Source organism: Levilactobacillus tangyuanensis (assembly GCF_003946545.1).
Taxonomy (GTDB): domain Bacteria; phylum Bacillota; class Bacilli; order Lactobacillales; family Lactobacillaceae; genus Levilactobacillus; species Levilactobacillus tangyuanensis.
This window is the reverse complement of sequence record NZ_RHOA01000014.1, coordinates 34,820-47,651: the sequence shown is the minus strand read 5'-3', so window position 1 is coordinate 47,651 and position 12,832 is coordinate 34,820. Positions and strand designations below refer to the sequence as shown.

16 protein-coding genes are annotated in these 12,832 nt (G+C 45.3%); all 16 read right to left on the bottom strand.

The annotated features are described in order from the left end of the window. Positions 1–454: 454 nt before the first annotated feature. The 16 genes from EKM96_RS09090 to EKM96_RS09025 all read right to left on the bottom strand — a co-directional run bounded on the left by EKM96_RS09090 (position 455) and on the right by EKM96_RS09025 (position 12,734). Entirely contained in the window at positions 455–1,597 is a 1,143-nt protein-coding gene (locus EKM96_RS09090) for a helix-turn-helix domain-containing protein (protein ID WP_125642828.1), read from the bottom strand. A gap of 5 nt (positions 1,598–1,602) precedes the next feature. Further along, positions 1,603–2,283 carry a hypothetical protein gene (locus EKM96_RS09085; RefSeq protein ID WP_011667833.1) on the bottom strand — a complete coding sequence of 227 codons (681 nt, stop codon included), beginning with the start codon at positions 2,281–2,283 and terminating at the stop codon, positions 1,603–1,605. Positions 2,284–2,429: 146 nt separating this feature from the next. Continuing rightward, positions 2,430–3,482, bottom strand: coding sequence for a GH25 family lysozyme (locus tag EKM96_RS09080; RefSeq protein ID WP_125642810.1), 1,053 nt, complete (start codon positions 3,480–3,482; stop codon positions 2,430–2,432). Next, a complete protein-coding gene (locus tag EKM96_RS09075) occupies positions 3,482–4,000 on the bottom strand; it encodes a hypothetical protein (protein WP_125642807.1) in 519 nt (172 codons plus the stop codon). The genes EKM96_RS09080 and EKM96_RS09075 overlap by 1 nt, the downstream gene beginning before the upstream one ends. Positions 4,001–4,011: 11 nt before the next feature. Then, a complete protein-coding gene (locus EKM96_RS09070) occupies positions 4,012–4,374 on the bottom strand; it encodes a hypothetical protein (RefSeq protein ID WP_125642804.1) in 363 nt (120 codons plus the stop codon). Beyond that, positions 4,364–4,795, bottom strand: a complete 432-nt coding sequence (locus EKM96_RS09065; RefSeq protein WP_225417737.1) for a hypothetical protein — start codon at positions 4,793–4,795, stop codon at positions 4,364–4,366. The genes EKM96_RS09070 and EKM96_RS09065 overlap by 11 nt, the downstream gene beginning before the upstream one ends. A 55-nt stretch (positions 4,796–4,850) precedes the next feature. Next, positions 4,851–5,021, bottom strand: coding sequence for a hypothetical protein (locus tag EKM96_RS10615; protein WP_164511016.1), 171 nt, complete (start codon positions 5,019–5,021; stop codon positions 4,851–4,853). A 14-nt stretch (positions 5,022–5,035) separates the two neighbouring features. Next, positions 5,036–5,167 (bottom strand): CD1375 family protein, encoded by a 132-nt coding sequence (locus EKM96_RS10775; RefSeq protein ID WP_258115468.1) that lies wholly within the window; start codon positions 5,165–5,167, stop codon positions 5,036–5,038. Beyond that, positions 5,167–5,544, bottom strand: a complete 378-nt coding sequence (locus tag EKM96_RS09060; RefSeq protein ID WP_125642801.1) for a hypothetical protein — start codon at positions 5,542–5,544, stop codon at positions 5,167–5,169. The genes EKM96_RS10775 and EKM96_RS09060 overlap by 1 nt, the downstream gene beginning before the upstream one ends. After that, positions 5,528–6,562: an RNA-directed DNA polymerase gene (locus EKM96_RS09055; protein ID WP_125642798.1), complete on the bottom strand. Its 1,035-nt coding sequence runs from the start codon at positions 6,560–6,562 to the stop codon at positions 5,528–5,530. The genes EKM96_RS09060 and EKM96_RS09055 overlap by 17 nt, the downstream gene beginning before the upstream one ends. Before the next feature lie 310 nt (positions 6,563–6,872). Continuing rightward, positions 6,873–8,969, bottom strand: a complete 2,097-nt coding sequence (locus tag EKM96_RS09050; protein ID WP_125642795.1) for a fibronectin type III domain-containing protein — start codon at positions 8,967–8,969, stop codon at positions 6,873–6,875. After that, positions 8,962–9,684 carry a hypothetical protein gene (locus EKM96_RS09045; RefSeq protein WP_125642792.1) on the bottom strand — a complete coding sequence of 241 codons (723 nt, stop codon included), beginning with the start codon at positions 9,682–9,684 and terminating at the stop codon, positions 8,962–8,964. The genes EKM96_RS09050 and EKM96_RS09045 overlap by 8 nt, the downstream gene beginning before the upstream one ends. Then, the gene (locus EKM96_RS09040; protein ID WP_125642789.1) at positions 9,674–10,843 is read right to left on the bottom strand and encodes a baseplate J/gp47 family protein; all 1,170 of its coding nucleotides are present in this window, start codon (positions 10,841–10,843) and stop codon (positions 9,674–9,676) included. The genes EKM96_RS09045 and EKM96_RS09040 overlap by 11 nt, the downstream gene beginning before the upstream one ends. A 12-nt stretch (positions 10,844–10,855) precedes the next feature. Continuing rightward, positions 10,856–11,242, bottom strand: coding sequence for a GPW/gp25 family protein (locus EKM96_RS09035; protein ID WP_125642786.1), 387 nt, complete (start codon positions 11,240–11,242; stop codon positions 10,856–10,858). Then, positions 11,239–11,574: a hypothetical protein gene (locus EKM96_RS09030; RefSeq protein WP_125642783.1), complete on the bottom strand. Its 336-nt coding sequence runs from the start codon at positions 11,572–11,574 to the stop codon at positions 11,239–11,241. Before EKM96_RS09030 ends, EKM96_RS09035 begins: the two co-directional genes overlap by 4 nt. A gap of 11 nt (positions 11,575–11,585) precedes the next feature. Further along, a complete protein-coding gene (locus EKM96_RS09025; RefSeq protein ID WP_164511015.1) occupies positions 11,586–12,734 on the bottom strand; it encodes a hypothetical protein in 1,149 nt (382 codons plus the stop codon). Positions 12,735–12,832: the final 98 nt, after the last annotated feature.

Sequence of the window (12,832 nt, the reverse complement as noted above, 5' to 3'; positions counted from 1 at the left end):
ATACCGGAGGTGGGGACTGGATAGAGCTTTCTATCCTTGGTATAAAGGCATTCCAATTATGGATGGGCGTTTTTTGGGTGATTTTTTTCTAAAAATATTTCTTTATACCAATTTATACCATCTGATCCGGATTCCAGATAACCCCATTAGGTCATCAACTTTTCTTCTATTATAGTGCACTATTCTGATGGACGAGATTCCATCTCAATCTTTCGGTCAAGCGCCTTTTTGGCCCTATCCTGCAAATGTGCGATGGCAATTTCCTCTGTTTCATAAGAGTTGCCAGACGAGGAAACTCGGTACTTTAGTGCCGAGAGGAATCGTCGTCTTGGGCAATTCACTTCCTTTCAATTGTTTTTCGTTAAAACGTAAACACTCAAAAAGCGCCCACCCCGTTAGGAGTGAGCGATCTCAATTGAACATTTAAAAACTAGAAATTGAAAGTTAACAAAAATTATAGCAAACGTAAGCCGCTTGCCGTAGTTCTTTTGTTTCCTGCCAAAAAGTCTTCCCCCAACCACGAATATACCTCTGCCAATGATAAACCGGTATCCTTAGAGATGCTTTCCAGAACGCTTTCGGATAAAGTATTATTTGAAAATTTAATAGCACTTTGAATATACGACGGGTTCTCGATTGGAATTACATCATCCAAGGGTTCCCTTATTCTCCATTTATTTCTGTAGATAGTTTGCCGTAAAAAAAGTGCTTGATCGTCAGCTATGAGTCCCAGCTCGTTCCCTCGATAAATAAGTGCTTGGATGGCCACCTTCCAATGGCTCTTTAGCTCGATCAAAAAATTCATATTCGACCTTATCATATCTAACGAAATTCCATAATCAGGCATAAGCAATGCACCTGCAAAATGGTTTGCCTCGCTCTCAATTGTTCGCCTATTTGAACTATTGGCAATAACGTTATTCGGATAATGCGAATGTAGCAATACATGTCCCAATTCATGTGCGAGATTGAATCTTATTCGAACGCTTGAAAGACGTCTTGAATTAAGCAATATATATGGACGCGATAAGATATTTCCATTGATAGCATCGATCTTTTCGCTTTCCAAATCTTCAAATTTAACTCTAATTCCCATTCTTTCAACTATTAGTGTCATGTTTGCAATAGGACCGTCTCCCAATTCAAACTGGGAACGTACACTATTCGCCACTTTATCTATAAATTCATACGATAGAACATTAAAATCCTTAGATTTATTTGCATAGCTCGGTTCCAAATATTGTGGCAAATTTAAATAGTTTGTCAGCAAATTATCTACTAGTGCATAACCTCTTTCTTTCGATTCAGCCTGGATAATTTTTCTTTTAGGTAAGACCGCAGCCTTTCTAAAAAAAATCGGCCCTGAAAAGTCCGGTACAATCGATTTAGATAGAAAAAAATTATGATTTACGCCGAAATGTTTAGACAAATTTAGTATTCCTTCAAATCCAGGTACAGCCCTGCCTTTTTCCCACTTAGAAATTGTAGTTACACTGTATCCAATATCATCAGACACCTGTTTTAGACTTTCCCCTTTTAAATCACGAAAAAAACTAAGTTTAGCTGCTGAAAACTTTCCTGGTAAACTCGATAGCATAATACTCATCCTTCAATATTAAATTCCTGGTATTGTTTGAACTCATCTGCGCTGAATGATGCTACTTCTCTTGAAGTAGTTTTAATATCCTGTTTTTCGCCTGCAGAAATTAACTGTACATTATTTTGCAAATTAAGTCTAGCTTCCCAAGACCCATTAGTATCTGGTTTACCTATCACCGTAAACGCTGGTTTCTCTGTCTGGTATCCATGATTTAATTCTAGATACATAAAGTCTTCGCTGCGAACTTCATCATCAAACAGAACTAATTTATTTTCACATTGATCAAATAAATTAGTTCTAAACTTAGCATTGCGACTGGCACGTTTATCTGATGGCGTTTGGTTTACAGTTAAAACTACATGACTGTCTTTATTGATTAATTTTAGGTACTTGTTTTTATTGCTTTCGATAGTTCCAATCTCATATGAGAACGGAATAATGTGCCGATCGCAAGCACGTCTTAGTGAAAATTCAACTGCCATATTTTTCAACTCAGGGTACAATTTAGCGGCCCTGTCAATTCGCAACCAATCTGGAGCGTTAGTCGTTACGTATCGCTTTTCAGCTTGATAACCAGCAGATACTATGCCAATCAATAGTCTCTGTTCAGAATTAGTAAGCAATGTCTGAACCAACTGCTGTGAGGACTTGCTAGATGCAGAAAAATATGGGACTTTTTTCATTTGAATTAACCTTCTTTACGTCTTTTTTCCTATTTTACATCTTTTACGCATTTTTGTAAACTTGCGTACCAAAAAAGGCGCCCACCCCGTTAGGAGTGAGCGCCTTTTCTAAATCAGTAACGTACAGGCATGGTTGAATTATACTCTCATTTAACGAACTTGTTAATCTTTTTGTTGCCACTGATAAATAATCCATTAGCCAATTGGATTCGAGTTGTGTCTCCATGCTTGACGATCTTAGCAACATCAAACTCAGTCCCAGCTGGTTGCCAGTCCACAACATGCTTGAGGGCTTTGTCCTTGTACCGATGAGTACCGCGAACAGACTTCACTCGTTTGACGCCGCCATCAACGGAATAATATAAGCGATTAACGTTGGCTTGGTTAGACGTGATGTAATAGCCGTTTGCCAACTGGAACCGGGTAATTTTGCCGTAGTTAATCACTTTGGCAATCGTAAATACGGTGCCGGTTGGAAAATTGTCCACTTTGTGTTTGAAGGCAATGTCCTTGTAGCGATTAATTGGCGTCCGGGCATAGATCATCTTGGGATTGTACCGGTAGTAGATGGCCTTCTCCGGCTTAGCTACATGAGTGGTAGTGCCATAGTAGTAGTTTGAGTACATTTGGGACACATCGAAACCACCATAGCACCCGGGGAATTTATGGGTACTGGTCCACTGCCAACCATTATAACTACCATAAAACTTTAGCCCAGCAGGGTTTGACGGGTAATTGGCAATCCACCCACCACGACTCGAATTGTTGAGTGGCATTGAATTGGTCCAAGACCCCATGGTGTAGACGTCGGTCTTGGGATAACCCATGCGCTTAACCTCAGCAACCCATGCTTTAATGATCGCAGCGTTTCGTGACCAACCGGAGTTAGTAGCTTCAAAGTCCAACACAATCACTGCATCTTTACCGAGTCCCGCGTTGAACGCACAGTGAGCCGCCATCTGGGCTTCTGCCTTGGCTCCTGCCACAGTAGTGAACCGCGCAAAGTGATAGCCGTTGACGTGCAAACCGGCTTTGACTGCGTTTCGGATACTTGTCTTAGCTGTTTGGTCCGTAAAAAAAGTGCCCTCCGATAGCTTTGCGACCATCGCGCGGACACCATATTTTTTCATCGATAGCCAATTAGCTTTAGTCATGATTCCGTTATTATTTGACGTATCGACCATATCTAATCGGGGCATTACTTAGCATCTCCCTCCGTTGGGGCTTGAGTAGTAGCCGGGACATTTAAGGGAGCGACTACAGCATCAGCCTTAGCTTTCTGTTCGGCCAATTGTACCTCTTTATCTGCGAACACTTGCTCTGTGGCCGCCTGACCCTCATCAAATTGAGCCTGTTTCGCTTGGGCCACAGTGTTTTGAGTGGTCATCAATTGATAGGCCTTTTCGATAGCAGCTGAGATAATAGCTGGGTCGACATCATGACCCAAACCATTAAGTTGACTAGTGACATCGGCAATGGCCTTCTCTCGCTTTTCATCGCCAGGTATTTCATAAGATGCCGACAGCAGATGAACCGCATTGCTTGCCAGATTGTCCAGTAGACCAAGAACTTCACGCTGGTTGGCGGATTTATTGGATGCAATCTTAGTTTTTACGGCTGGATTGATCCGGGTAAACCAGCCAACCAGGGCAAAAATTAAGACACCTAAGATACCGGTGTCGTTGAGTAATTTAATAATCTTCGTAAATTCAGACATGCGTTTTCCTCCTAAAGTTCACCGTACCGTTCCCGGTACGCTTGATTCTCACGTTCTAAAGCGGCGTTGCGTTTTCGTAAGGCTTCATTCTCACTAACCTTCAAGGCAATCTGCTGGTTAAGTTCTTGTTCCATGGCATCTTTCTTATCCTTCAATTCGTTCAAATCTTTCGCAAATTGTGCTTGATCACTCTCGCGTTCTTTACGAAGCAATTCGTTATCAGCTTTGACTTGCTCCATAATGTACTTCTCCATGCCCTGGCGATCCTGGTCAGCTTGCCATGTGTCAGAATGGTAGCCATGAATAACAGCCCAGATAGTGGTTGCAAACGTTCCCAGCGCACCTAAAGCAACTGCCCAGGACTTAATATCCATGCGTGTCCCCCCTAATCAACGTACCGACTAGCAAGAACAGCATGAGTAAGGCGAATACCCACGTTAGGTTAAACCACACATCAAACAAGCCCCGAACAATAAAAGCCATTGATAAGGCCCCAATTGCTGGTGATAGGGCGACTAGGCCACCATCACGTAACAGCCGCCGGTTGTGAAAGACGCCAACCAGAATAGCGAGACCACAGATAATTAACCACAATGAAAACCACCAGTCGTCAGCAAAGGCAAAGATTGCATGTTCGGCTGGTGGCGGCGGTGGCGGCGGTGTCACCCGTGGATCATCTAAATAACCTTGATGAAACCAAATATACAAACCACCTATCATTGAAAATAAGCCAAAACAAAAATGATTCCAATGTGAAAAGGCCCGTTGAACCGGGCCATCTTTAATACGATGCAATTACTTCACCTCTTTCCCACAAAAAATCCCAAAAGAAAAGCACCGACTAGAAGGATTAAGCCTGCGCAGAGGTATCCCCATCGGTGCTCGTAGAGTTTTTTGCGGAGCCAAGGACATTCTTCACATCGTCCTGCAAGTAGGTTGGAACTTCATCAATAGTTCGGCCCCCGTCCAAGACGTTAGCGGCGTAGATTGCTGAGAGTGCTGAAAATTTAAAATTTAACATAGTTGATTATCTCCTTATTTAGTTTGTTGTAGCTGGTCTAACGCGGTTTGCGTGTCGGCGCGGAACGGTGCGGGGACCTCTTCGAGTGTCCGAGTGCCTTCCACAATCGCTTGTGCGTAAATCTGCGCCAATGCTGAGAATGCCATTACTTCGCCTCCCCGGTTGAAGTGTCAGTTACTGTGGTAGGCGTCTTTGCCAGTTGTGCCGACAGGTAGTCAACAGCCTCCATCAGTCCCTGTTGAGTAAGCTCATTGGCCGCCTTTAGGCTAGCAATTTCTTTGGCCTTTTCCGCATTATCTTGAAGAAGTTGCGTGGTCCCATCGTACACAGCAGGAACGGAATCATCGTCAACCCTTCGTTGTTGCTCTTTACCGCCCTCATCCGTGTAAGATTCAGACTTTTGCTTCACCATTTTCCATCCGAAAAATTCATGGTCACCGAGTCGCACGCCCGGCATCTGATACACTGCGAACCCCACCGGAACAGGGCCCGACAGCATCGCATATTCATCGTTTACTGCCATTAGACATTACCTCCTTAGCCTTCTTGATAGTGCAAGCAGGCTTCATGTATTTCATGTAGAATCCGTAGCTATCAGAGTGCTTGAGCCAGCCCCAGTAAGCTATAACGCTCGCCGCGTCAAAACGGTTTAGCGTTGCTTTCTTGGAAATCTTAGCCATTCTTCGCTTGATTTTTAACGCGTTACGGCGCCGCAAAGTCGTGTGGCCCCGGTAAAGGCGCATTCCCAAAAAATCAATCGGACGTGAATTTACCTTGAAAACCTGCCAATTTGGCTTAACCTTTAAGCCCTCAGCAGCTAGGTAGCTAGAGATGGCCCGCTCTGCCTTATGAAGTTTCTTCTTGTTGGGGCCAAGTAAAACCAAGTCATCGATGTTTCGCACCAGATACGGTACTTGCAAATCATCCTTGATGTAATGGTCCAGATCTTGTAGAAAAAAGTTAGCGAACCACTGAGAAGAGTAGAAGCCGATTGGTAGACCTTTATCGAACTGGTTTACAAGTGTATCAAGCAACCAAAGCGTATCCTGGTCTTTAATTTTTCGGCGGAACTTGGACTTTAAAACTGTGGTGTTGATGGATGGGTAAAATTTATGCACGTCCATTTTCAAGCAATATTTCGTGTTTTTAGGGTCGTTCTGCAGCCACTTCTTAACCGCCTTCTGGCCCATCGAAGTGCCACGATGAGGAATCGACCCCACACTGTACTCGTACATACCTTTCAAGAAGATTGGCTGTAGCACTAGCATGGTAGCCCACTGGATCACCTGGTCTGGGTAGAACTGGGGCTTAGCAATTGTCCGCGTTTTTACCTTGTCACGGATAACACGCCGAACCACATGGTTAGGCACGTACTCGTGGTCTACTAGCATGTCGTGAAGCTTCATGATGTAAAAATCCTTGTTAGCAAGAATCCGAGCGACGCCCTTACGGCTTCGCTTCCCTCGAGATGATTCATCAATTGCGAGCTCCAAATTATCCGAGCTCACAATTTTTTCGAACAGGTTTCCATATCGTTTCATTTGGTTCCTCCTTTCACATTAAATACGCGTTTATGCGGTTAACTATCCTTATTGGCTTCAAGAACGTTCGACATCGCTACTAGCTCCTGCTTTGAGCAGCCTGATTTTTGCCAAGTGGCAAGGAAAATTCGATGCATTTTATGATGCACAAGCTTAAGGAGACGCGACCCGTGGTTCACGTTCGAGTTCGTCGAAGAGTTGTTCAGGTTCCAGTAGAACGCCCCGCCGTTGCTATCCGTGCCGTTCCAGTAGTCGCGCACCGAAAATCCCTAAAATAAAGTTCCCGGGGGAAAGGTCCCCCGGTCCCCCTTTAACCCAAAGCCTTTTTAACGAGACGCGACCCGTGGCTCACGTCCGAGTACGTCGAAGAGTCGCCCAGGCTCCAGCAGAACGCCCCGCCGTTGCTATCCGTGCCGTTCCAGTAGTCGCCGTATGCAGCGACAGTGTTGCCAGTAGTAGTGTACTGGTAGTCAGCGTAATAGGTTGAGGCTGACCCGGAGGCCACAGTAGCAAACTGAGCGAACGGGTGGTTTGAATCATATCCCATTTTAGAAATCCAGCCTGTAGCAGTGGTGTAGCTAAGTGCCTGGTATGGGGCGGCAAACAGGTCTGATTGGTATTTGTTCGCATCATCGCATACCCAAGCATTTGCTCCCGTTAAGTTAACCCCGTCAGTCCACTGATACAGATTGCCGTACATATTCTCGATGCCACGGTAATCCATCGGCCCCGTGCTTGTAGCGTATCCAGATGACCCAGCGTGATTAGAACCGGTGCCGTTGGTCTTGGCTGAACCACTTGAACCATTGTCTAGGTTTCCGTGCATGATACTCTGAGAATCGAGTGTGGCAAACTCGATAAGAAAAAGAACTTGCCATACATCAACAACGTGAATATCAAGCAGCTGATAGCCATCGCCGTTGGCCTTTGCATCCGCACGAAATGAACCGATCGTTAAGCTGGCGGTTGCTGTCACTCCACTCTTAGACTGCAGCAGACCACTCGCGACCGTGCCTTGATAGCGGCCAACATCCACGTAATCCAATTCTTTGCTGTTCGTGAAGTCCCAGAAGCATTTTGGCAGGTACCAAGAATCGTCAATCTTGCTCAAGGAAACTTGCCAGGTAGCCAGCTTATCAGTCTGAGTCTTCTTGATATACAACTTGGGAATCCGAACGAAGGAGTTGCCCTTATCATCGATGATGGTTTTATCCATCTTTGCCCAGGGCCCAACAGTGTCGAAATCGTTTTTGGCGCCGTTAATCCCCGCTACTAATCCGACCGCGGAATCTGTGCGAGTTAACTTAGGATCACTGCTCATGTCCCATGACGCACCGAAGATACGGTCATCCATGGTCTTTACAGTCACCATCACCGAGTAGGGGCTATCGCCGGCATAGTTGGTGACAGAGGCTCGGAATTCGTATTCAGAATTACCCATGAGCCCGGTCACATGGCCCGTCAGCGTGGTTACTGCGGATTGAATGCTGGTCCAATCGGTGTCACCGCTCTTACGGTACTGCACAGTGGTAGACACGATTGAGGCCCCACCATCAATCTTTGGCAGGGTGACCGTCCATTGCGGCTTGTCAACTGAGAAATCCATCGACGCGGTGAACCCTGGTGCCTGAGGCTTATTTGCCATCAGTACTAGATCATCGCCGTATTTGAGCTTGCCAGCGTCGTCTACTCCCAGTTCAACGCCGCCAACTGACACGCCCCCCGATTCACTCGTTTTGGCAAAGTGTCCCTCGGCCGCTGCAATTGCTCCGGCGCCCGTTACATACGGATCACCCGCGGCGTCCACCGGGTCCTGTTTGAAAGTATTGGCGCCCGTGAAGGTGTTGTCTGAACCAGTCTCTGCGATGTCTTGCGGTAGTTGCTTACTCAAATCAGATGCGAGTACGTAAGACTTAAGTACGCCTTCCAGTTCCTCATTTGATACCGAACCATCGGGCGTTATTTTAATACTGACGTTATCAGCAGCACCAACGTGAACTTTCAATCTGAAACTAGTTCCAACGACAGTGGCACCGTTTTGGGCCACCATTAGGTCAGGACTATCAGCAACAGCAACTCCGTATAGGATTTCCCCATCATCATCGGAATTAATCGGCTTAGCATAGATAGCCAGCCCGCACAGCAGATAGTCCTGTGTGACATCCTGGTTCGTGACCTTAACTGGGACATTAACCGTGTGGTCGTCCTGCACACTCACAATTCCGACCGATAAGTCCTGAACAACGCTGTCTAGCTTCGTGACAGCCTTCAACTCATCTGACGTCATCGATGACATATCTTTATTGGTCGTTTGAGCGTGGGTGTATTGAATTTGTTTACCAGATAAGGTCTGAGCAGAAAGTTGGTATCCAGCATCGGTGATAACTAATTGATTCCATTTAGCCATGATCTACCTCCTCACTTTCGATTTCGTAATTCGTTGTAATCTGCTGCGTTGCTCTGATATAGGTACTATTGGTTAATATCCGTTCGGTTGTGTGTGTGTCAACATCGCTAGTCAGCTCAACTAGATTCATAGTCGTTAAGGCGGTCGCAATTGAAACATTCGCCAAAAGACTAGTCACAAACGTTACTTTTGACAGCGTAACGCCCATCAACAAAGCATTTTGAAGCTCTTCAATGAAAGTCTGGACAATTTCAGGGTGCTTAACATCATCTAGCGGAAGATTCCAGACAGACACCTGAAATGGCTTACCTGTAGTGGTGCCATCCTCGTTAATCTTATAATCATTGCTAACTTGAAAATCATGCGGATCAACATCGAAAGTCGCCGCAATGATGCGGATGACCTCGTTAAACGTCCCTTGAGATGTCCGATTCGTTGACCGCAATTTTAGTAGAAAGCGATAGACATCATCGGGCTTGCCAAGTCGTGGTAGTTTCCAATCATCCCCGTAGTCATCGAGTTGACCTCCAGCCATATTATCAAGTGAAGTCACGCGTTCCATTTCTTCAACATCCTTGATGTCGTCAAACAGGAATTTGTCAAATACCTTCATCATGCGTTCAGTTGGACTACCAGGGGCTGTGTTGATTCGATTGGTAGGGACAGACAGAACTTCATCTTCATGGTAAAGCTGAAACTCAGACTTAGTTGTCATTAATCGTCACTCCAATCGCAGTATCGTTGCTTTGCCCGACCGCAAAATTATCGAGTTGAATATCCGCCCGCTTCAAATTATCAGCCGCTGTCCCCCACGTCAGGTCAGTTACGTTGCTAACAGAATCGACGTCGTAAATCACACCGAAGAGCTGAGTATATTTCAGCTTATCTCCCATGCTGAACTCATCGAGCCAAGCTAGAATACTGTCACGAATATCTTCAATGACTTCGTCAGTAGTCATTTCACCGATATCACCCAGGTCGACCTTGATGCTCATATAGATTTGCTGAGTTGAACCTACAGAAAAAGCGATGTGATTAACATCGCCATTGTCCAAAGGTATATCGAATTTTTGATCACCGGTCAGCACGATTCCTAACCCTACATTGTCAGAAATAGTTTGCGCAACATCTTGCTGATTACCGCCCAAAATATATAGATGAGTCGTATAGGGTGCGTCCCCGCTGATTACAGGAACATCCGTATTGACTACGTGACGGAAACTCTTAACACCGGGAAGCTCAAACAAGGCCCGAGCTATCCCATTAGGTGTTGGTGAAATCGTAGAGTTCTGAGCCATTTGCACGCGACGTCTGAAGTCGTAATCTGATTCCATATCTGCTCCGCCACTCGCCGGAATCGGATTAGTAACATCGTCAATTTCCTCGCTGTAGGTAACCTGATCCGTGATAGTACCGGCATCACAGTTATAATCTTCCCCAACTTCCTCACCATACGCGGTTACTGATACAGTGCCAGCCTCGCCGATGGTAACCTCATCTTCAGTGGCGTAGTTGCGATCCTGGTTGTTGCTGAATAGTGTCTCAGCTTCAATCACATATCCTGGTGTACCGGTAATCGTGAGTGAGGTCCGCGCATAGGCCGCGGTATTCCGGGAAATGCCGAAATTATTTCCCAAGCGGCCCAACGCCACACCCTCAGCTAGAAGGATTGAAAAACAATCATGTAGATCTTGTTTGGTAAGGTCAGACTCTTCAAGCTGCCGAGCTAACGACTCCGCAAACGTTTCTACGTAGGACCCTGTCGATAAATCAACATCCGGGCCAAGATTCTCATTTTTCTTCAATTCATTTTGAATAGCTAGTAGCCATTCTTCATAGGATTTTGGAACAAATCCCGTTAAGGTCATCGGCATTGCATCACCTCCTTAGATGCCGATACTGGAGCTGAAGTCCAAATTGGGATTACCACCGTTATCAGTTATTAGATTGTCGTCAGCAAGCTTGCAGACAGTTTGAATAGTGGCCCTACGTGCGTTGTAGTCAGGAGTGACAGTAACACTCATCACAGACGAGATTCGGTCATCCTGTTCTAGTGATTCAGCGATTTTACTAGCTGCAATATCCGAATTATCGTTATCGCCAAAAAATCCCAACCACTCAACACCAAACTCTACATCGTTAACTGCCCACCCAACTTGTGATAGCAAGCGCATCTCAAGTGATTGTTTTAGCTCATCAACACCATTCACGATATCTTTGCCATTGGTAATATCAGGATCACCATTCTCATCCAGACGAACATCAAAGCTCATTTGACCACCCCCAATACGACACTGGAATCAATACTGTACTGGCGATTCTCATCTGAAATGTGGGCTTTGCCATCCTTGCTACTGTAATCATTAGCAGTCACTATGACGAGAACGGTATCACCCACTTTCAAGCCGCGAGAACCACCCATATCCAATTGACCAACACCACGGATAGGAACTTTCTTCTTCCCATCGATGGTCATGTCCAACGGTTGAATAGTAAGCGGCGCAGTATCTAAGACGGTTGCCTTGTACGGGCCATTCTGGTCTTCAGAATTCTGCTGAATCATTAAACTAATCAGCTCACGTAATTTATTTTCACCGGATTTCACCTAGTAACACCTCATTTTTTGGCTCTAGCAGCCCGTCTCTTACGCACTTTAGACTTGCCTTTGCCATCCTTGGCCCGTTTGTTCTTGGCCTTAAGCTTGGCCTTAGCACTGTCCTTAGCCGCAGCGGACTTGGCCTTCTTAAGCTTGGACGCATTGGCTTTCTTGTACGCGTCATAGGGCACGAATTGGAAAGTGATGGTACTCGAAGAAGCGGTAAACTCGCGCTGACCACTGAGGACAACGCACTTACCGTAGTTTTTTAATCCCGTATCATCGACGTTTACTAACGCGCCAACATCAATTTCTTTGTACATGAGGCACTGAACCTCAAATTTTTGTCCATTATAAGTATCGTCATCAGTTGGCGTTGGATGTGATAAAAGTCCTGACTTAGGATTAAGCGTCACAGTATCTTTTTGACCAGTCGTTATTTCACGGATGTACAACTTGCCGTTTTTAATTACGACTGTCGTTGAGGCTCCATCAGCTAGCTTCTTAATTGCGTTGATGGGCTTGCCACTAACCGTGTACCCATTTGGATACTTGCGGTCGTAAATGAGTTTGACGGCTCCCAGTGGGATTTTAGCCTTCTTAGCAACCGATTTAATCATCGTTGAAGTCTTAGTGTGCGCCTTGAATGACAGATTTTCGTACTTAACTTGCTTGGCATATTTGGCCTTCGACTTCTTACGTTTGGCAGTCTGTGCGTATTTCTTGCGAGTCTTAGCAGAGTATTTCTTTCGCTGCGCAGCAATTCCTTTACGCTTAAGGGCCTTCTCATGCACCGTGGCATTAGGGTTATTCTTCAGCCAGCTATTAAGTTCCTTCGTCTTCTTGGCATTATACGTACGAATTAATTCAGTAGCACTCTTACCACTGGCCTTCTTACGCGTATTTTTGACGCGAACCTTGACGGTCTTCTTTACTTTGATTGTATCGGCGCTAATATCCGGAAAGTGATTGAAATTAACCTGAACCGTTTTATCAACACCATCTTGTGCCATAGGTGTTGATGACTTGATTGTGCCCTTGGTGATTAGGCCACCGTTCTTATACGTGTAATCTGAATTATAGAACCCGGACGTGGCCTCAATAGTACGACCTTGCAGGAAGTCGCCAAACTCATCTTTTGTCAGGTTGTACAAAGTTAACTGGTTCATATCAGGGTTAACACCCGAAGTAAATGGTGAGGTTAACTCCATCGTGCCATTATGTGGAGGTTTATCCCAAGATAGATATATCTTCTGATTTCCTTTCC